Here is a 19,612-nt window from a genome sequence, read left to right as displayed (position 1 = left end):
CTCCCTATTGAGTAGCCTGTCTCGGTTGGCCTACTTAGCCGGCATGGAAAACAAAATCTTCCCATCCATCGAGGCCACTTCGATTTTTGTAATGACGCCGTCGATTTCGGGTTTGTCGCCATTTAACCAAGCTTTCACCGGCTGCACGAAAGTACGTAGCTTCAAGCCATCCTTCGACCTCGCAGCCTCAATCTTCTTCGCCTCTTCAATTGATCGAGGTTTGTAGACGCTGTACGCAGTGCTGGAGGACAGCTTATAGATCGGCTTTTGTGGGAAAACGCGAGCGTTCATATCGTACGTGTACCCGTACGATTCTGCGGACGCTATCAGGTTTAATATCTCAAACTGCCCCAAGTTGAAATCATATGGCCTCAGCTTAACTTCGCCCTCCAAGATGAACGGCCCCTTTTCAGCGGCAGCGATATCCGGAGCGAGACGTTTGCTCTCTTTCTGGTAGAAGGCTTTTCGTTCAAACGCATCCGACGGCAATATAGCCGAAGGATTAAAAAGACCAATAAGCTGCTCTTCGCTCAGCTGAGTCGTATTCAAAGCGACGAACTTCAGTAGGTGATCCTTGTCGCGTAACAGGACTTTGTATTTATCGTCAGAAACAGCCGTCACCTTGACACCCCGCGTGCTGGAAGGATCCGGCACACAAGCCTTCACAACGCTGTCGATCGGCTGCTGCCCTTTATCAGGGAAGGTTCCGCGCACCAGGGCTGCGTTCTTTTGATAGAAAGCGAACAGCTCGCGCCGAGCCACTTCGGGCGCGCTGGAAGCCACACGCACCTTGGTAGGTTCGGTCGCCTCGAACTTTCCACCTCGGGCAGTCTTAGTCCAGAAATTGCTGCTGCGACCGCCCAAATCGCGGGCGGTAAGGTCGTCTGCAATCTTTGCTACATCGCAGATAAAGTCGCGGTGATCAGAGGTACCAACCTCAACCCTGAAATTCTGAGCATACGCGTTTAACGATATCGACTGGCACATAATTCCTACAAGGGCAACCGCCCCTAAGTTCATTGAGTTCTTCATGTTATTCATCTTGAGAGTTAGATTGGAAGTGGCTCGAAAGTGAACTTCAACGCTGGCTCATACCGCGCCTTGGATTTGACAACATCCGTCCACGCATTGAGCAGTACGATTCGCCGCTGCGTGTCACTTAGCATTTCAAGCTGAAGGTTTGGCGCGCGGTCGACCACCTCACTCACCAGCCGGCCTAATACGCGTTCTGCGCCGGTCAGACGAGCCCACGTCGCCGTCAGGCGATTACTTTGCAGATTCAGTTTCTCGACCAGCTGCTTGAGTTGTTCATTGGCCGTCTTCTTGATGAGTTCGACCTGCTGCAGAGCCGCCGTTGCTTTACGCTTGCCAGCATCAATGGACGCTTTGTCAGCTTTGCTTTCCTCAATCTGAGCCTTCATAGCGATCAAAGCATCTTTCTTAAACTTACCAAGTCGAAGAACATCAGCAGACAGACCCTCATTCTCTTTCTTCAACCGGGCCACCTGTGCGCGCAGACCTTCATCCTCTTTCTTCAATCGGGCCAGTTGTGCGCGGAGCGCGTCAGCTTGCTGCTCGCTGACCTCAAGCTGTTTTTTTACATAGCTGCGCTGGCTCCGTGCTTCGTCTCGTTCGGCTCGGTACGAATTGGCATAATTAGCCCACTCATTAAGGGCCCGATCGACTTGTATCTGACGCCCAACTTCATATCCAACACGGCCCGCGATACGCATGGTGTTTGCAATTTCAGATAACATTCTTTCCTCTCCCAGTAATGGTTGGCTCGGTAGCTAGGTGACTCGATTATTTGGTCGTGAACGACCATTCTTTCGTGAACGCCGCGCCGTTGTTGGTCCCGAAGAACTTCACGTTGTAGGTCGTTGAAGCCTTAAATGCGGCCTTAGCTGTCAAGAACGCGACGTTGGTGCTCAGGTAGTTGTTCGGGTCGTTGGCGCGTGTCATAAGGCGCGCATCCAGCGGCGTGGTCTGGCCTGCCTGGGTAACTGTAAAGCTCGTAACGGCGAGCGTGTGACCAGCAGCCACCGATAAGCTGACTGGGAATGAGGTCTTCGTTGGGAAGTCGTCGTTGGTGAGGGACAAATCAGGGAAAGGATTCGGGGCTTCCACATAGGCATGCAGCGCAATACCAGTTTGGCCATTCGCAGGGTAAACGCCGACATAATCACTGGCGACCGACTGATTGGTTTTAAGGCCCATTTCCATCACAACGGTTTGCGAACGATCGGCGCCAACAGCTACACCGATTTCACGCACGTTTTGCAGCATCAGGCCAGCACGGTGATACACGGTTTGAGCGAGGGTGCCGAACGCCACAGCTCCACCTTGACCGCCGCCGAAAGTCACTTCTTCGCCAGTATACGAGCCATCGTAACCTGCAAACTTGGCGCGATCACCTTCCTGAACGCCGGTAAATTTTGCCAGTGCGCCATTTTCGATGTGCAACAGCGGGCGACCAGTGACAGGATCGTAGCTGTTGAAGTTGACGGTGCCACCATTGGTCACGTCGTTGGTGATCAGATAGGCCAGATGATTGGCCGAGGCGGTGTCGAGCTTCGTGTTTTGTGCCAGCAGGCCCAGCCCGATTTGCGCACGGAAGCCGTTCAGTGCAGTAACAAAGCTGTACTCCTCCGAGTTAGCCGCATAGGTCAATGCTGGAACCGTCGTTTGTGTGTCGCCTGGTATGACCGTTGGCAGGTTAGGAGTCGTCGGCAGAGTTGGCGTGGCCGGAACACTTACGGTGCTACCGGCGCCACCACCACCACAGGCCGCCAGTGCAGAGGCAATCATGACGACAGATAGTCGCTTAACGGAAACGGGAAGCTGGCGGGAAAACGAAATACTCAAGTTACACTCCAAAATCGGTAGTGCCATATACCCAACAGTAGATGGCGCGACACTAATTGTCACAAGGCAACTTTCTCACGACTAGTCCGTTTAGTCAAGTAAATTTAGCCATACGGATATGTACGATAGTCGACGTCTGTTTAACCATGCAGCCTCACATTTGAAGGTCAAGCATGGTAAAAAGACAGCGAGCATCCGCCAATACTAGCGAGCGAATCGGAGCACGCGTGAAAGAGCTACGAAAGGCTGCGGGATACACCCAAGTATCCCTAGCTGAAGCATGTCAGCTGGACCCGATCACTATTTCGCGAGTTGAGCGCGGCGAGCGCTCTCCAACTTTAGAGCATCTCGAAAAGTTGGCAGGTTTGTTCAAAGTGCCGATATCAAAATTCTTTGATGAGTTCGAAAGCGAGCCTGACTCAACTGAGATCATCGCGCTCAATCTGCTGCGTCAGTTATGTCCTGAGCAACAGACCGTTGCTGTTCAATTCTTGCAAGTCTACGTACAGCTGCACGGCCGTAAATAGGCTGCTTTTCCGCTTCCCTCCGTATTTTCCTTCCTATTAAACGCTTGGGTCTGCTCCTTCGAGCCAGACCAACGTTACCTTTCCTCGGCGAGTTCAAGTGATTAGCTTTTTTACTTGAACCACCAGTGATTGATTCACATCAATTTATCGCCTACTTTCACACTCGCACGTCCTCGCCTGCTCTACTCAAAAATAATTCATCGTAAAAGTTAAAAAGTTTGGAAAAGCAACTCCGAACTGAAAATTTCTATTCTGAGACCTGCTAACCTTTCTCATGTCGAGTTCGCTGCATCATCGCGAACGAAAATAAAAAACAATTGCAGAGTTAAAATTCGATTGATAACATAAATCAACTTTTCCCTCTGCTATAGAAAACGAGGAAAATATGTGCGCAAACGTTAAGTGGGTCAAATTAAAAAGATACGCGGAGCTAACTGGTGATACAGAGCTCGCGGTACATTCGAGAAGAAGAGAGGGGAAGTGGATAGATGGAATTCACTGCAAAGTCCTTGAGGGCCGCAACCTTTGGGTCAATCTAGTAGCTGCGGAAGAATGGGTGGAAAAATGGGGCACGCGATCTGCCAGCTCCACCAAAAAGAATTGAAAGGATTTCTAGTGTTAGAAGTTAAAAAAGAATCAAAAGAAAGTTCTAGCGAGGGTTCCGTTGAAGGAATTCAACTAAGGCAAGGAAAGATAAAACAGAGTATTCGGATTTTATTCCGTTTTCAGGGATCTATGCGTCGAGAAACCTTAGAATGGGATCATTCACCGAAAAATATCAAAAAAGCGAAGCATATGCGCGCAGCTATTCTTCACGATATAAGCAACCAAGAATTTGACTATGAAAAATACTTTCCTGGCTCTGTAACTGCTCGCGCAATAGCAAAACAACGGGTGGTTGAACTCGCGAATGAAGTGAAAGCACAAAGCATCTCTGAGGCGACTCTCGGCTATTATTTAGACGAACACTTTCGTCTTGGTTCACTTCGATGGAAAAATAGTTCACGAAATGAATATGAGCAAATAATATCTCAGCTAAAAAAGATCTTTGGAGAAAACAAACCCATTAAAGATTTCAATGTAAAGTTTGTTAGGAATTGGATTATTGATCTGGGTGTTGGGAGGAGTCGTGCGAACAACTTAACGGCACCGCTGAAAGGTGCGCTACAGCTTGCCGCTATCGACGAAATCATTGAGTATAATCCCTTCAACCTGTTGAAGATTCGGGATCTTCAGCAGCGGAACGATAATGAAGACGAAGATGGCAAAGACGTCGATCCTTTTTCTGTCGATGAAATAGGCGCGATTCTGAAAGCATGCCGGCCGGAGGAACGGAATATGATCCAATTCGCGTTTGGAACTGGACTTCGCATGTGTGAGTACATACACGCAAAATGGGCATGGTACTCGCCGGAAGAGGAAAGGATCGCTGTCTCTGGGAACTACGTCGACGGGGTAGAGCAGAAAAAAGGAAAAACTTCCAAGAGCAACCGGAAAGTGGACCTACGATTTATGGCGCACGATGCGCTTCAAAATCAACGAGATTACACGTCCGACGACTTGATCTTTCTGGATGCCCGATACAACACTCGCTGGACGGGCGACAAGGCCATTAGGCAACGATGGAGGCGTATTCTGAAGGCTGCTGGCGTGAGGTACCGAAATCCTTATCAGACGCGCCATACGTTCGCTAGTAGTCTTCTGATGTTAGGAGCAAACACGCTATATGTTGCATCACAGCTTGGGCACGAGAATACAGCGATGATCGAAAGGCACTACAGCAGGTGGATTACAGGGGGACTAGACGGAAATAAGCGCACAGAGCTCTTAGCACTTTATTCCCAAATTGATCCCAAACGCCGAAATGAGTTTCCGGTATTTGAGCTAAGTGATTGATATCACTAGAAGAATTCTGGTGGGAAGTGCAAGTTTCGAACTTGCGACCCCTGCAGTGTGAATGCAGTGCTCTACCCCTGAGCTAACCTCCCGTTGAGTGCGAGCATTATAGAGCGTGCCCGCGAGAAGTGCAAGGGCCGCTTAGGCGGCCTCGGCCGGTGCCGGCGGATTCAGCGATGCGGTCCAGATGCACTGGCCTTTCACCGCCTTGTCCAGCCCTGCCAGCGTGTCGGCGTGCGCCGCCAGCTCTTCTTCCGACGCCGGCATGAAGATGATTTCCGCCATCGCCACCGGCTCCAGCATGTCGCCGATGTTGACCACTTCCTCTTCCACATCCATGCCCAGGCTGTTCTGGCCACGGGTCATCGCCAGGTAGACGTCGGCCAGCAGCTCGGCGTCCAGCAGCGCGCCGTGCAGCTTGCGGTGAGAGTTGGAGATGCCGTAGCGGTCGCACAGTGCATCCAGCGAGTTGCGCTTGCCCGGATGCAGCTCTTTCGCCTGCGCCAGCGTGTCGATCACACCGCCGATGTGGTCGCTAAAATCCGGCAGTTTGAGCAGCTTGAATTCGTGATTCAGGAAGCCCAGGTCGAACGGTGCATTGTGAATGATGACTTCGGCGCCCCGGACATACTCGCGCAGCTGCTCAACAATCTCATGAAACTTCGGCTTGTCGCTCAGGAATTCGGTGGTCAGGCCGTGCACGTTCAGCGCGCCCTCTTCCGAATCCCGCTCCGGATTGATATAGAAGTGGAGATTATTCCCCGTCAACATGCGGTTATTCAGCTCGACGCAGCCGATTTCCAGGATGCGGTTGCCCAGCTTGGGGTTGATACCGGTAGTTTCAGTATCGAGTACGATTTGGCGCATAGTATTCCGAAATGAGTTCCAGGACGCAGTATATCAGCGGCCGCGCGCCACTTCCACGCCGCGGTTGGCCAGCATGTCGGCGCGTTCGTTGCCCGGATGGCCGTTGTGGCCACGCACCCAGCGCCATTCGACGGTATGCATTTGTTGCGCCGCGTCCAGCGCTCTCCACAGGTCTTCGTTCTTGACCGGCTCCTTGTTCGAGGTTTTCCAGCCGCGCGCCTTCCAGCCATGTATCCACTCGCTAATGCCTTTTTGCACATACTGGCTGTCGGTGTGCAGCACCACCGTGCATGGCCGCTTCAGCACCGACAATGCCTCGATCACCGCTTGCAGCTCCATGCGGTTATTGGTGGTGTCGCGCGCGCCGCCGCAGATTTCCTTCTCGGCCGTGCCTGCCACCAGCAACGCACCCCAACCGCCCAGGCCGGGGTTGCCCTTGCATGCACCGTCGGTAAAAATTTCAACCTTGTCATCCATCCTGCTGTTCCCGTCTTTTGTTTGTTACTGGCACGCCGACTGCGGCGTTGGCCGTTTTCCTGGTCCATGCCGGACCGATCAAGCGCATGCCTTTCACCCGCTTGACCGCTTGTATGAGGTAGACGCCGCCAAAATACGGCCACCAGCGCGAGCCGGCATTATCCATGAAGGCGTAGCGCTTGAGCCATTTTTCTGTGCGGCAGGCCGGCGCGTAGCAGCCGATGTGGCTCTGACTGGCGCTCATATTCAATAATTTTAACCAGTCTTTCATGCGCGGCATAGAGATCAGCTCTTCGGTCTTCGGCAGGAAGGAGGTGCCGCCGACGCGCCGCAGCACATGCCGCGCGCCCCACAGGCTGGCCGGGTTGAAGCCGCAGATGATGACCTGCCCTTCCGGGATCAACACCCGCTCGACTTCGCGCAGTACCTGGTGCGGGTCGGTGGAAAATTCCAGCACGTGCGGCAACACCACCAGATCGATGCTTTGCGAGGCAAATGGCAGCTCGGTGTAGTCGAGCGTGACGTCAACCGTGCGCAGCGGCGGCTCGGCCGTCCGCGTCTTGCGGTCGGCCAGCAATTTGTACGGCATGCGGCTGGCGGCCAGCGCGTCGATTTGCGGCATGCCGATCTGCACTGCGTTGTAACCGAAGATGTCGGCTGTTAAATTATCGAGACAGCTTTGTTCCCACGCACGCATGTACACCCCTGCCGGCGTTTGCAGCCAGCCTTCCAGCGCTATAATGGATTTCTCCGACCCCGCCTTATCCATGCTTAGCCTTTTGCAATCCAATGACCATATCTTCTACTCAAGCTCTCAGTATTCTTACGGTTCCTGCATTCCGCGACAACTACCTGTGGTTGATACATGATGGCACACATGCCACGGTGGTCGACCCGGGCGACGCCAAACCAATCCTCGCGGCCTTGAAAGCGAACGGACTCAAGCTCACCGCCATTCTACTCACCCATCACCACGCTGACCATATCGGCGGCGTTCCTGAATTATTACAGCATTATCAGGTTCCCGTTTTCGGACCGCGCAATGAAACCATCGACGCGGTCACGCTGCCGGTCGGCGAAGGCAAGGTCATTGATGTGCCAGGGCTGGCGCTGAAGCTGTCGGTGCTGGATGTGCCCGGCCATACCATGGGCCATATCGCCTATGTGCGCGAGGCGGATGAAAACCAGCCAGCCTGGCTGTTCTGCGGCGATACGCTGTTTGCCGGCGGTTGCGGACGCCTGTTTGAAGGCACGCCGGCGCAGATGATCAGCTCGCTGGGCAAGCTGGCGGCGCTGCCGGACGATACCAAGGTGTATTGCGCGCACGAGTACACGTTGTCCAACCTGCGCTTCGCGCGCGTGGTCGAGCCGGACAATGTGGCGCTGCAGGAGCGGGTCAAGGCGGAGACGGACAAGCGCGAACACGATGTGCCGACAGTGCCCAGCACCATCGGCATCGAGAAGGCCACCAATCCTTTCCTGCGCTATCGCGAGCCGGCGATAGCGGAGCAGTTGGTGAAGGCCGGACGTCTCGATCGCATCGATACGCCGCTGGCCACCTTCACCGCGCTGCGGTTATGGAAGAATGACTTCTAAGCCTTAGATTTCTTCGTACAGCGGCAGCGTCAGGAATTCCTCGAACGCTTCCGAGGTCGACATCTTTTCAAAGATCTCGGCGGCGCGCGGATAAGTCGGGCCGTCGCCGCCCGGCGCGGATGCCTGCACCTTGGCCAATTCTTCCGGTATCATCGCTCGCACCATGTCGGCCGTGACCTTGCGCCCATCCTCCAGCACGCCCTTGTCGGAGCGGATCCACTGCCACACCTGCGAACGGCTGATTTCGGCCGTGGCAGCGTCTTCCATCAGGTTGTGAATCGGCACGCAGCCATTGCCGGTCAGCCAGGCGCCCAGGTAGTGGATGCCGACGTTGATGTTGTAGCGCAGGCCGGCTTCGGTAATCGGCGCTTCCGGCTTGAAGTCCAGCAGCTGCTCAGCGTTCACTTCGACCTCCAGGCGCTGCTTGTCGATCTGGTTCGGCTTGTCGCCCAGCACCTTCTTGAACTCGGCCATGGCCAGGTCCACCAGGCCTGGGTGCGCCACCCAGCCGCCGTCGTAGCCATCGGTGGCGTCGCGCGCCTTGTCGTTGCGCACGCCGCCCATGGCGATCTCATTTTTCTCCGGATCGTTCTTTATCGGAATCAGTGCCGCCATGCCGCCGATCGCCGGCGCGTTGCGCTTGTGACAGGTGCGCAGCAGCAGCAAGGCGTAGGCGCGCATGAACGGCGCCGTCATCGTCACCTTGGCGCGGTCGGCCAGGCAGAAGTCCTTGTCCAGCTTGAATTTCTTGATGCACGAGAAGATATAGTCCCAGCGGCCAGCATTCAAGCCCGAGCTGTGTTCGCGCAACTCGTACAGGATCTCGTCCATTTCAAACGCCGCCAGGATGGTTTCGATCAGCACGGTCGCCTTGATGGTGCCTTGCGGCAGGCCGACTTCCTTCTGCGCCATGACGAAGATGTCGTTCCACAGGCGCGCTTCGAGGTGCGATTCCATTTTCGGCAAATAGAAGAATGGGCCGGCGCCGCGCGCGATCTGTTCCTTGGCGTTGTGGAACAGGAACAGCGCAAAGTCGAAGATGCCGCCGGAGATGCGCTTGCCGTCCACCAGCACATGTTTTTCGTCCAGGTGCCAGCCGCGCGGTCGCACCACCAGCGTCGCGACCTTGTCGTTCAGCTTGTAGGACTTGCCGTTCTGCTCCAGCGAGATGGTGCCGCGCACCGCGTCCTTCATATTGATCTGGCCGGTGATCTGGTTGTCCCAGTTGGGCGTGTTGGAGTCCTCGAAGTCGGTCATGTAGCTGTCGGCGCCGGAATTCAGCGCGTTGATGACCATCTTGCGCTCGACCGGGCCGGTGATTTCCACGCGGCGGCATTCCAGCGCTTGCGGAATCGGCGCGATCTTCCAGTCGCCGCTGCGGATGTGCGCGGTGTCCGGCAGGAAGTCCGGGCGCTCGCCGGCGTCCAGGCGCTTGGCGCGCTCCACGCGCACGGCCAGCAGTTGCTGGCGGCGCGATTCAAATTCACGGCTCAGTTTGGCCACCAGCGCCAGGGCGTCCGGCGTCAGGATCGTTTCATAGCCCGGTTTGATATCGCCGGTAATTTCCATGCCTGCCGGCAGAGTGATGGTCGTCATGAGGTAGTCTCCGTGAAAAAAATATTAACGAATCGGTCTAATTATAGGCTTGTTGCAGTGCGAAGTTTTTAGTGTGTGGTCTCGATTACACATCGCATTGTTTTACAGTATATTCACTCTTAAGTTATGCAAACAAGACTAAAAATCACATCATCTATGCGTTTTAGTAAAAAGTGACGGAGACAGGTTGATATGGGGCAGTTCAGGCAGATTTCTACATTTGTTGAGGTGGTGGCCAGGGGCAGCCTGTCGGCGGCCGCGCGCGCAGAAGGCATCGCGCCAGCCATGATAGGCCGGCGGCTGGATGCGCTGGAGGCCAGGTTGGGCGTCAAGCTGCTGCAACGCACCACGCGCAAGCTGGCGCTGACTGACGAAGGCGCCGCCTTCCTGGAGGATTGCCAGCGCATCCTGGCCGAGCTGGAGGAAGCGGAATCAGCGGTGGCCGAACGCAGCGCCCACGCCACCGGGCATCTGATGATTTCGGCGCCGGCCGGCTTCGGCCGCCAGCACGTGGCACCACTGCTGCCCTCCTTTCTGGCCGAGCATCGCGACGTCAGCGCCACGCTGAACATGAGCGACCGCGTGGTCGACATCGTCGGCGAAGGCATTGATGTGGCGATCCGCATCGCCAGCCTGCCGGATTCCAACCTGGTCAGCGTCAAGCTGGCCGACAACGAACGCGTGGTGGTCGGCGCGCCCGGCTACCTGAAGCGCCATGGCGAGCCCCAAAGCTTGGCTGACTTGAGCAGGCACAACTGCCTGGCGATCAGCAGCGAAGGTAGCCAGCGCGGCTGGACCTTTCGCGAACAGGGCAAGAACGTGGTGCTGAAGGTGAACGGCAATATGGCCAGCAACGACGGCCAGGTGCTGCACGAGTGGGCACTGGCCGGCAAGGGCCTGGCGTGGCGGTCGATGTGGGAAGTGGGCAGCGCGATCGAGGCGGGCAAGCTGCAAACCGTGCTGGACGGCTATTCAGCGCCGGGCAACGATATCTACGCGGTGTTCGCGCAGCGCCGCCATCTGCCGTTGCGGATACGCGCGTTTGTGGATTTCCTGCGCCATACGTATGCGCAACCGGACTACTGGCGCAAAGCGTACAGATAAAAAAAATCCTCGAGTAACGAGGATTTCTTGATCGTTAGATCCAGCGAATTAGATTGGCTGAATGTTCGAAGCTTGCTTGCCTTTAGGGCCGGCGGTTACTTCGAAGGAAACACGTTGGTTCTCTTGCAGCGACTTGAAGCCTGCCGACTGAATCGCCGAGAAGTGAGCGAACAAATCTTCGCCGCCTTCGTCAGGGGTGATAAAGCCGAAACCCTTCGAGTCATTGAACCATTTTACGATACCAGTTGCCATTACAATTCCTATTTCAGTTAATTTGGGCTTGCGCCCGTGATATCGTTTTTGAGGCAAGAAAGACAATCTGTACTACTCTTGAATCTAAACGATGCCCGTATTATACCCATTTACGAGAGAAAAGCACGTTTTCATAAAAATAAATGCAAAGCGTCGTTTTCTTTGCCAGAAGCGCTCGCGCAGGGCAGTGAATGTCACTATAGACAACTTGATCTTAAAGAGTTTGAGCTAGATCAAGCGCACGTTTCATTCAAACGTCTCAGCCTTGGCGTCGCGTGCTGCCCACGCCAGCAGCTTTTCCACTTCCGGCACCACCGGCGGCCAGCCGGTATTGGTCGCCAGCACCGCGCGCACCATCTGCTCGACGCGGCGCGCTTCCTGCCCGAAGACCGCAAAGCCGAACGTTCCTGCAGATCCCGCCACGCCGTGCAACACCTCATGCAACTGGTGCAGCGCGTCCTGCGACGGCATCCCGCCGCTAGCCTTGCAAGCGTCCAGCGCGTTGCGGATCTTGACCAGCGTGACCGGCACCGTGGCGGCGAACTTGTCGTTCAGGGCCGCCAGGCGGGCGCGGAAATCGGGATCAACGGGCGTGGCCATGATTATTTGGTTCCGAAGATGCGGTCGCCGGCATCGCCCAGGCCAGGCACGATGTAAGCGTGGTCGTTGAGGTGCGAATCCAGCGAGGCGCAGTAGATCTTCACGCCAGGATGGGCTTTCTGGAATACTTCGATGCCTTCCGGCGCCGCCACCAGCGACAGGAAGATGATCTGGTCGTCAGTGACGCCGCGCTTTTTCAGCACGTCCACCGCGTGCACGGCCGAGTTGCCGGTTGCTACCATCGGGTCGCACAGGATGAAGGTGCGTTCGACGGTATCCGGCAGACGCACCAGGTACTCGACCGGCTGGTGGGTTGCCGGGTCGCGGAACACACCGATATGGCCGACACGCGCCGACGGCACCAGGTCCAGCAGGCCGTCGCTCATGCCGATGCCGGCGCGCAGGATCGGCACGATGGCCAGCTTGCGGCCGGCAATCACCGGCGCGTCGATGGTCATCAGAGGGGTTTCGATATTGCGGGTGGTCAGCGGCAGGTCGCGGGTAATCTCGTAACCCATCAGCAGCGTGATTTCCTTGAGCAGGTCGCGGAAGGTACGGGTAGACGTATCCTTGGCGCGCATGTGGCTCAGCTTGTGCTGGATCAGCGGGTGATCGGTGATGAACAGGTTAGGAAAGCGCGGGTCTTGTTTCATTCGGTAGCTCGGGTTCAATTGGTTATACGCGCCATTATACTTATTCCACCAACGCCCGGGCCAGGATGGCGGCGCAATCCACGCCCGACGGCAGGCGGCCGTAAGCACCGCCCGGCTCGCGTTTCAGGCGCGAGGCGATGAAGGCCGACGACACGTACTCCGGCGCATGCCGCAGCAACAATGCTGCCTGCACCGCCAGCACCACCCGCTCGGCGCGCACGCGGGCGCCGAACTCATCCGGCTGCTGCTGTTGCGCCAGGTCGGCCAGCAAGGTGCTGCGGTAGGCGACAAAGAAGATATCGCCATTGCCGGCCAGGGCCAGTTCGGCGGCCAGCGCCTCCAGGGCCTCCGGCGACCTGGCCAGCGCGCGCAGCAGGTCAAGACACATGACATTGCCCGAACCTTCCCAGATCGAGTTGACCGGCAGTTCACGATACAGCCGCGCCAGCGGGCTGTCCTCGACATAGCCGCTGCCGCCGATCACCTCCATCGCCTCGGCGCCGAAGCCGGGGCCGCGCTTGCAAATCCAGTATTTGCCGGCCGGCGTCAGCACGCGTGCCAGCATGGCCTGGGCCGGGTCGGACGCCTCGTCAACGCAGCGCGCCAGCCGCATGGCGAACACGGTGGCGGCCTCGGATTCCAGCGCCAGGTCGGCCAGCACGTTCTGCATCAGCGGCTGCTCGGCCAGCGGACGGCCGAAGGCGACGCGGCGGCGCGCGTGGTGCAAGGCGTGGGTCAGCGCCGCACGCATCGAGCCGGCGCTGCCCAGCACGCAGTCCAGCCGCGTGTAACTGCCCATTTCGAGGATGGTCGGAATGCCGCGCCCCTGCTTGCCGATCAGCCAGCCATAGGCGCCGGTGAACTCCACTTCCGACGAGGCGTTCGAGCGGTTGCCGACCTTGTCCTTGAGCCGCTGCACGCGGATCGCGTTGCGCTCGCCATTTGGCAGGTAGCGCGGCAGAAAGAAGCACGACAACCCGGCGCTGCCTTCGCTGTCGGTCTGCGCCAGGATCAGGTGCGCATCGCTCTGCGGCGCCGAAAAGAACCATTTGTGGCCGACGATGCGGAATACGTCCTCGCCGTCCTCGCCAAACAGCGCGCGCGCCTCGGACGGCAACACCGGTTCGGCGCGGGTGGTATTGCTGCGCACATCGGAGCCGCCCTGCTTTTCCGTCATCCCCATACCGATGATGGCACCGTGCTTCTGCTCGACCGGCAGCGAGCGCGGGTCGTATTCGGTGGACAGTATCTTCGGCAGCCACTTCAGCGCAATGCGCGGTGACTGCTTCAGCGCCGGCACGGCGGCGTACGTCATCGTCACCGGGCACTGCGCGCCGTTTTCCACCTGGCCGAACAACAGGTAGCGCGCCGCCCGCGCCACCTGCGCGCCGCAACCACCCTGCCATGGCGATGAATGCGCGCCGTGGCCGATCAGCAGCGCCATCAGGCTATGCCAGGCCGGATGGAACTCCACCTCGTCGATGCGATTGCCCTGGCGGTCGAAATTGTGCAGTTGCGGGCCGTACAGGTTGGCCAGCCGCGCCAGGTCCAGCGTTTCCGCCCTGCCCAGCTGCGCACCCAACGCGTGCAGCGAGGCGGCAGCGTCGCCCGCGCCCTCACGCACCAGTGCTTCCTGCAAGGCCGGATCGGCGCTATACAGGTTGACGTTCTCAAACGGCGCAACAGTATTGCGCACTTCATGCGTATCGAAAGGCCGCATATTGTCTCCGTTCAAATCGCTGTTATCTGTTTTCTTGAACAATGTCCAGACTAGCATAAGAAAAAGGAGCTCACATGGGCGATGCCTATATTTATGCGGCGGTACGCACGCCGCGCGGACTGGGCCGCCAGGAAGGCAGCCTGCACAGCATCAAGCCGGTATCGCTGCTGACCGGGCTGATGCGCGCCTTGCAACAACGCCACCAGGTCGATACCGCGCTGATCGACGACGTGCTGCTCGGTTGCCTGACCCCGGTGGCCGACCAGGGCGCCAATCTGGCGCGGATCGCGGTGCTGGCTGCCGGCTGGGAAGGCAGGACGGCCGGCATGCAGCTCAACCGCTTTGGCGCCTCGGGGCTGGAGGCGGTCAACCTGGCAGCGCAGAAAGTGCGCTCCGGCTGGGACGAGCTGGTGCTGGCTGGCGGTGTCGAATCGACATCGCGCGTGGCGACCGGCGCGGATGGCGGCGCCTGGTCGCTGGACCCGGAGACCAGCCTGCGCACCGGCTACGTACCAGCCGCCACCAGCGCCGACCTGATCGCCACGCTGGAAGGCCATCGCCGCGCGCAGCTGGATGGCTACGCGCTCGCATCGCAGCAACGCGCCGCTGCCGCCCATGCAGATGGCCGCCTGCCCTCCATCATGCCGGTCCACGACCAGAACGGTGTGCTGGTGCTGGCAGCAGATGAAGGTCTCAAGCCTGCGACCAGCATGGCGACGCTGGCTCACCTGACGCCGCTGGCCGACACCGTCTTCGACAGCGTGGTCCTGCGCCACCATCCACAACTGCAGCGCCTGCTGCATCTGCATACTGCCGGCAATACCGCCCGCCCGGCAGACGGCGCCGCGCTGGCGCTGGTGGGCAGCAAGGATGCCGGCGCGCGGCTGGGGATGGAGCCGCGCGCCCGCATCCTTGCTGGCGCCGTCATCGGCGGTGAACCGGCGGCAGCGGCGCGCAAGGCGCTGAGGCAAGCCCGCCTGTCAGTCAATGTGATCGAGTTGTTCGAGGTGCACGAGTCTTGCGCGGCCGTGGTGCTGCGCTTCCTGCGCGAGATGGACATCCCGGCCGACAAGGTCAACGTCAACGGCGGCGCCATCGCCTTGGGCGATCCGGCCGGCGCCAGCGGCTGCGTGCTGCTCGGCACGCTACTGGACGAGCTGGAGCTGCGTCGCGCCCGCTACGGCCTGGTTGCCATGGAGGCCGGCGCTGGCATGGCTGCCGCCACCATCATCGAGCGCCTATGATTACCACCCATCAGAACGGCGGTGCAGTGACCGTTCTACTGACGGCGCGCGCCATCAATCCGCTCAGCCGCCTGTTCCAGCGCGAGCTGGCGACGCTACTGGAAAAGCTGGAGTCCCGGCGCGACAGCTTGTCCGCCGTCATCATCGGCTTCGACCCCGGACCGCAGGCCGCCAGTCACGAACTCGAACACCTGATGGCGCTGACGCCAGCCCAGGCAGCCGACTGCATGCACATGCTGCATGCGTACAACGGGCTGCTGCAAAGGCTGGAGAACCTCGGCCGGCCGGTGATCGCCGCCCTCAGCGGCGAGGTCAGCGGCCATGCGTTCGGGCTGGCGCTGGCCTGCCATCAACGCCTCAGCCTGCGCGATACGCGGTTCAGCCTGCCGCAAGTAAGGTTGGGACTGGCGCCGGTGGCCGGCGAGATCGTCCGCACGGTCCGCCTGGCGGGACTGCAAGCGGCCATGCCGCTGCTGCTCGAAGGCGCGGTGCTGGAGGCGGAACAGGCCCGGCGCGCCGGTCTGCTGCACGCCATCGCCGCCAACGACGCCGAACTGGCGCGACTCTCCGCCGCTGCCCAGGACAGCCGACAGCGCCACCCTCGCCCGCGAGATACCGGACTGGCCACGCCGGCACTACGGGCGCTGTTGCACACCGCACCGGCGCGTCTGCGCGAACGCGCCGATGGCGCCTCGCCAGCAGCCGAAGCCATCCTGTGCGCCATGGTCGAAGGCGCGCAAGTGGACTTCCACAACGCACTGCTGATCGAGAGCCGATATTTTTGCCAAACCGCCATCAATCCAGCCCCGCTAAAAAGCATGTTCTCCCTCTAGAAAGCGGTTTTTCGACCAATCTCAACAGATTTCTGGAAAAGTCGCAGGAATGTTGTCTTTTTTCATGCATTTTGCCTGGCATCGGTGATACATTTCGTTCTGGTTTTGCAAGATTCAAGCCAACAGATTGTTACATGCATAAATTGAAAGAATAGATCTTCGCGATGCCAACCAGCGTACTGCCCCAGCCGCGTCATGCATTGGATAACCTCATGGAAGAGGCTGGCGATATTGTTTTCCGTTTGAACCAGCAAGGCCAACTGCTGTTTGCCAGCCAGCGCGCCGTCGCCCGCATCGGCAGCGCCGCGCCGCTGGTGGGCACCGCGCTGGCCAGGCTGCTGGCAGATCTCGACCAGGTGCAGCTGGCGCCGGTACTGGCGGCGGTGCTGGAAACCCGTGCCCCGCGGCTGCTGGAAGCACGCCTGAAGACAGCCGACATGGAGATCTGGCACGAGCTGCGCTTCTCCTGCTACCTGAATGCCGATGGCGCGCCGGAACTGCTGGTGGTCGGGCGCGACATGACGGTGCAGCACGCCACCGAGGAACGCCTGCGCCACATGGCCACCCATGACGCGCTGACCGAACTGCCCAACCGGCTGCTGCTGTCCGACCGCATGCGCATGGTGATCGCCAACGCGCGCCGCTCCGGCCAGGGCTTTGCCGTCGCCACCATCGGCATCGACGGCTTCAAGAAAGTCAACGACGGCCTCGGCCATCCAGTCGGTGACGCCATGCTGCGCATGGCCGCCCAGCGCCTGCGCAAGACGCTGCGCGACAGCGACACGCTGGCCCGCGTCGGCGGCGACGAGTTTGTCGCCGTCCTGCCTGGCACCGCCACCGAGGCGCAGATCAAACTGGTCACCGGGCGCCTGATCGCCACCTTGCAGGCGCCATTTGAAATCGAGGGCCACACCATCTACATGGGCGCGTCGGTGGGCGTGGCGGTCTATCCGCAACACGCCGAGGACGAGATCCGCCTGCTGGCGCTGGCCGACGCGGCCATGTCGCGCGCCAAGGAAACCGGGAAGGCGCGCGCGGTGGTCTACAGCCCGGCCGACGCCGGCCCGCCGCAGCACGACATCTCGCTGGAAGCCGCGATGTTCCAGGCGGTGCGCGAAGGCGAATTCCTGCTGTACTACCAGCCCATCGTCGACGCCCACACGCGCGAAATCCAGGGCTTTGAAACGCTGATGCGCTGGAAACACCCGACGCTGGGCATGGTGCCGCCGGCACGCTTCATCCCGATCGCCGAAACCAATGGCCTGATCAACCTGCTGGGCGCGTGGGCGCTGAAAGCAGCGTGTGTGCAACTGAAACAATTTGAAGAAGTTGCCAAGCGGAACTTATATATCTCTGTTAATATCAGTCCAAGACAGTTTCGCAACGACAAATTTTTAGATGTGCTGGATGATGCCATTGCTTTCTCCGGCCTGGACGGTGAGCAATTGGTGTTAGAGATCACAGAAGGCACGCTGATGATAGACCCGGTGCACGCCGAGTCCATCCTTTCCAAGATGGCCGAACGCAAGGCGCGCATCGCCATTGACGATTTCGGCACTGGCTATTCGTCCCTCGCCTACCTGAAACGCTTCCCGATTTCCGTGTTGAAGATCGACCGCACCTTCATCCGCGACCTGCCCGGCTCGCAGAAGGATGGCGCCATCTGCAACGCCGTGCTCGACCTCGCCAAGCACCTGGACCTGTCAGTGGTGGCAGAAGGCGTGGAAACCGAAGAACAGCTGCAATACCTGGAACAGCGCGGCTGCCAGTACATCCAGGGCTATCTGACCGGCAAGCCGATGGCGGCCAATGTGGCGCTGGCGGCGCTCAAAGAAAGCATCCACGCCAATGTGGTGCCGGCCGAGTTGCGGCAGGTGCATCCATGATCAACAGCTACAAGGCCGGCACGCCCCTGGGCAACAAGACGCTGACCGAGCTGGGCGACTGCACCCGCCGCCAGGGCGACATGCCCGGCTTCGCCAAGGCCATCACCGCCATCCTCGGCGCCATGCGCGGCGAGGATGAGCAGGAATTCAATATGACCCGCACCGTGCTGTCCGATCCGGTGCTGACACAGAAGGTGCTGCGGCTGGCCAACAGCGGCATGTACTCAGCCTTTGGCCAGCATGTGAATACGGTGTCGAAGGCGGTGCTGGTGCTGGGCACCGAAGCCATCGGCCACCTGGCGCTGGGCCTGAAGCTGATCGAAGAACTGGCCGCCGGTTCCAGCGACACCACCATCGCCCACATCGAAATGGAAAAGGCCGTGCTGGCCGGCATCGTCGCGCAGCAGATCGCCTACACCGCCGAAAGCCGCCACGGCGAAGAGGCAGTGGTGTGCTCGATGCTGCACACGCTGGGCCGCATGATGCTGACCTTCTACATGCCGGACCGCTGGCACGAGTTGCAGCGCGTGGCGGACCAGAGCCAGCGCACGGTGGAGGAAGCTGCCTCGGAACTGCTGGGCCTGAGCCTGGAAGAGGTCGGCCATGCCGCCGCGCTGCACTGGGGCCTGCCGAAAGCACTGCTGAACGGCATGCGCACGCTGCCGCCGCCCGAAGCGGGCGCCGAGGTCTCCCCCGCCGACTGGATCGCCGGCCTGTCCACCATGGCCGCCTGCTGCGCCGAATTCCTGTGGCACGACGATGTTGCCGGCGCCGAGAAAGTGCGGCAACTGACCGACAGCTATGCCGCCATGCTGGGCGTGGATGCCCCGACCCTGGTGCACGCGATCGAGCAGGCCAAGGTGATCGCCGCCAACGACCTCAGCATCGCACCGCTGTCGCGGCCCGCCGAACGGCGTGCCAAGGCACTGGCGAAGACGCGCCAGCGTGCCGCCGGCAACAAGATCCTGCTCAGCGGCCTGGCCGACATGCGTGACATGCTGGACACCGCCAGTCCCGGCCAGATGGTGCAGATCGCACTGGAAACCGTCTACAAGGGACTGGACTTCTCGCGCGCCGTGGCCTTTGTGCGCAACCGCAAGGACAACCAGTACGCCGCCAAGATCAGTTTTGGCGAAGGCACGCGCGAGCTGATGCCGGCCATGGTGTTTGACGACAGCTATGAACCCAATGTCTTCCACGCCGCGCTCAACAGCGACCGCGTGATCTTCATCGAAAATGCGCGCGACGCCAAGTTTTCCGCCAAGCTGCCGCTGTGGTGGCGCAGTTCGCTGGCCGAGGCGCGCAGCTTCGTCATCCTGCCGCTGTCGGCCAACGGCCAGCCGGCCGGCTTCCTGTACGGCGACTGGGACGAATCCTTCCCGCCGATCTCGCTCAGCCAGACCGAGTTCTCGCTGCTGAACGATATGCGCGCGATGGTGGTGCGCGCGGTCGAGCGCCGGCACGGCGTGACGCCGGAAGCCATCGCCCGCTAAGCG

At 59.3% G+C, this 19,612-nt stretch carries 19 protein-coding genes and 1 tRNA gene; 8 read left to right on the top strand and 12 right to left on the bottom strand.

Going from position 1 to position 19,612, the window contains the following annotated elements; all coding sequences use genetic code 11:
* Positions 1-30 precede the first annotated feature (30 nt).
* Genes BLS51_RS18015 through BLS51_RS18005 form a run of 3 tightly spaced genes read right to left on the bottom strand, consistent with a single transcriptional unit; the run spans position 31 to position 2,865 of the window.
* On the bottom strand, positions 31-1,032 hold the full coding sequence (locus tag BLS51_RS18015) for a hypothetical protein (protein ID WP_090185655.1): 1,002 nt from the start codon (positions 1,030-1,032) through the stop codon (positions 31-33).
* A gap of 17 nt (positions 1,033-1,049) precedes the next feature.
* The gene (locus tag BLS51_RS18010; RefSeq protein WP_090185653.1) at positions 1,050-1,757 is read right to left on the bottom strand and encodes a coiled-coil domain-containing protein; all 708 of its coding nucleotides are present in this window, start codon (positions 1,755-1,757) and stop codon (positions 1,050-1,052) included.
* A gap of 46 nt (positions 1,758-1,803) precedes the next feature.
* Positions 1,804-2,865 carry a CAP domain-containing protein gene (locus BLS51_RS18005; RefSeq protein WP_165917922.1) on the bottom strand — a complete coding sequence of 354 codons (1,062 nt, stop codon included), beginning with the start codon at positions 2,863-2,865 and terminating at the stop codon, positions 1,804-1,806.
* 227 nt (positions 2,866-3,092) lie between these two features.
* Here BLS51_RS18005 and BLS51_RS18000 point away from each other — a divergent pair, with 227 nt between their 5' ends.
* Together BLS51_RS18000 and BLS51_RS17990 are read left to right on the top strand one after the other, a co-directional pair.
* Entirely contained in the window at positions 3,093-3,392 is a 300-nt protein-coding gene (locus tag BLS51_RS18000) for a helix-turn-helix domain-containing protein (RefSeq protein ID WP_165917923.1), read from the top strand.
* A 564-nt stretch (positions 3,393-3,956) separates the two neighbouring features.
* On the top strand, positions 3,957-5,288 hold the full coding sequence (locus tag BLS51_RS17990) for a site-specific integrase (RefSeq protein ID WP_175472615.1): 1,332 nt from the start codon (positions 3,957-3,959) through the stop codon (positions 5,286-5,288).
* 17 nt (positions 5,289-5,305) lie between these two features.
* On the opposite strand, the gene BLS51_RS17985 is transcribed toward BLS51_RS17990, so the two are convergent.
* The 4 genes from BLS51_RS17985 to BLS51_RS17970 all read right to left on the bottom strand — a co-directional run bounded on the left by BLS51_RS17985 (position 5,306) and on the right by BLS51_RS17970 (position 7,401).
* Positions 5,306-5,380: transfer RNA gene (locus tag BLS51_RS17985), tRNA-Val, on the bottom strand.
* Positions 5,381-5,429: 49 nt separating this feature from the next.
* Complete coding sequence (dnaQ, locus tag BLS51_RS17980) at positions 5,430-6,155, bottom strand: DNA polymerase III subunit epsilon (protein ID WP_090185638.1); 726 nt, start codon at positions 6,153-6,155, stop codon at positions 5,430-5,432.
* Between the two features lie 33 nt (positions 6,156-6,188).
* Positions 6,189-6,632, bottom strand: a complete 444-nt coding sequence (gene rnhA, locus BLS51_RS17975; RefSeq protein WP_090185635.1) for a ribonuclease HI — start codon at positions 6,630-6,632, stop codon at positions 6,189-6,191.
* Complete coding sequence (locus tag BLS51_RS17970) at positions 6,625-7,401, bottom strand: class I SAM-dependent methyltransferase (protein WP_090185632.1); 777 nt, start codon at positions 7,399-7,401, stop codon at positions 6,625-6,627. Before BLS51_RS17970 ends, rnhA begins: the two co-directional genes overlap by 8 nt.
* Positions 7,402-7,421: 20 nt before the next feature.
* Here BLS51_RS17970 and gloB point away from each other — a divergent pair, with 20 nt between their 5' ends.
* A complete protein-coding gene (gloB, locus tag BLS51_RS17965) occupies positions 7,422-8,228 on the top strand; it encodes a hydroxyacylglutathione hydrolase (protein WP_090185628.1) in 807 nt (268 codons plus the stop codon).
* 3 nt (positions 8,229-8,231) lie between these two features.
* Here gloB and aceB read toward each other — a convergent pair whose 3' ends face one another.
* Complete coding sequence (gene aceB / locus BLS51_RS17960; protein ID WP_090185625.1) at positions 8,232-9,824, bottom strand: malate synthase A; 1,593 nt, start codon at positions 9,822-9,824, stop codon at positions 8,232-8,234.
* Positions 9,825-10,016: 192 nt separating this feature from the next.
* Here aceB and BLS51_RS17955 point away from each other — a divergent pair, with 192 nt between their 5' ends.
* Positions 10,017-10,928, top strand: coding sequence for a LysR family transcriptional regulator (locus BLS51_RS17955; protein WP_090185619.1), 912 nt, complete (start codon positions 10,017-10,019; stop codon positions 10,926-10,928).
* A 48-nt stretch (positions 10,929-10,976) separates the two neighbouring features.
* Here BLS51_RS17955 and BLS51_RS17950 read toward each other — a convergent pair whose 3' ends face one another.
* The 4 genes from BLS51_RS17950 to BLS51_RS17935 form a co-directional block, all read right to left on the bottom strand.
* Complete coding sequence (locus BLS51_RS17950) at positions 10,977-11,180, bottom strand: cold-shock protein (protein ID WP_020703630.1); 204 nt, start codon at positions 11,178-11,180, stop codon at positions 10,977-10,979.
* 246 nt (positions 11,181-11,426) lie between these two features.
* On the bottom strand, positions 11,427-11,780 hold the full coding sequence (locus tag BLS51_RS17945) for an Hpt domain-containing protein (RefSeq protein WP_090185616.1): 354 nt from the start codon (positions 11,778-11,780) through the stop codon (positions 11,427-11,429).
* A gap of 2 nt (positions 11,781-11,782) precedes the next feature.
* Positions 11,783-12,433 (bottom strand): uracil phosphoribosyltransferase, encoded by a 651-nt coding sequence (gene upp / locus BLS51_RS17940; protein WP_090185613.1) that lies wholly within the window; start codon positions 12,431-12,433, stop codon positions 11,783-11,785.
* Between the two features lie 40 nt (positions 12,434-12,473).
* A complete protein-coding gene (locus tag BLS51_RS17935) occupies positions 12,474-14,153 on the bottom strand; it encodes an isovaleryl-CoA dehydrogenase (protein ID WP_090185609.1) in 1,680 nt (559 codons plus the stop codon).
* Positions 14,154-14,227: 74 nt separating this feature from the next.
* Between BLS51_RS17935 and BLS51_RS17930 the strand changes: the two genes are divergently transcribed.
* The 4 genes from BLS51_RS17930 to BLS51_RS17915 all read left to right on the top strand — a co-directional run bounded on the left by BLS51_RS17930 (position 14,228) and on the right by BLS51_RS17915 (position 19,609).
* On the top strand, positions 14,228-15,397 hold the full coding sequence (locus tag BLS51_RS17930) for an acetyl-CoA C-acyltransferase (RefSeq protein ID WP_090185606.1): 1,170 nt from the start codon (positions 14,228-14,230) through the stop codon (positions 15,395-15,397).
* A complete protein-coding gene (locus tag BLS51_RS17925; protein ID WP_090185599.1) occupies positions 15,394-16,230 on the top strand; it encodes an enoyl-CoA hydratase/isomerase family protein in 837 nt (278 codons plus the stop codon). The genes BLS51_RS17930 and BLS51_RS17925 overlap by 4 nt, the downstream gene beginning before the upstream one ends.
* 212 nt (positions 16,231-16,442) lie before the next feature.
* Complete coding sequence (locus tag BLS51_RS17920) at positions 16,443-18,116, top strand: putative bifunctional diguanylate cyclase/phosphodiesterase (protein WP_090185594.1); 1,674 nt, start codon at positions 16,443-16,445, stop codon at positions 18,114-18,116.
* Positions 18,113-19,609, top strand: a complete 1,497-nt coding sequence (locus tag BLS51_RS17915; protein ID WP_090185590.1) for an HDOD domain-containing protein — start codon at positions 18,113-18,115, stop codon at positions 19,607-19,609. Before BLS51_RS17920 ends, BLS51_RS17915 begins: the two co-directional genes overlap by 4 nt.
* Positions 19,610-19,612: the final 3 nt, after the last annotated feature.

This window comes from Duganella sp. OV510, assembly GCF_900100205.1.
Lineage (GTDB): Bacteria > Pseudomonadota > Gammaproteobacteria > Burkholderiales > Burkholderiaceae_D > Rugamonas.
The sequence above is the reverse complement of the archived record's forward strand: the minus strand, read 5'-3'. Positions and strand labels throughout refer to the sequence as shown.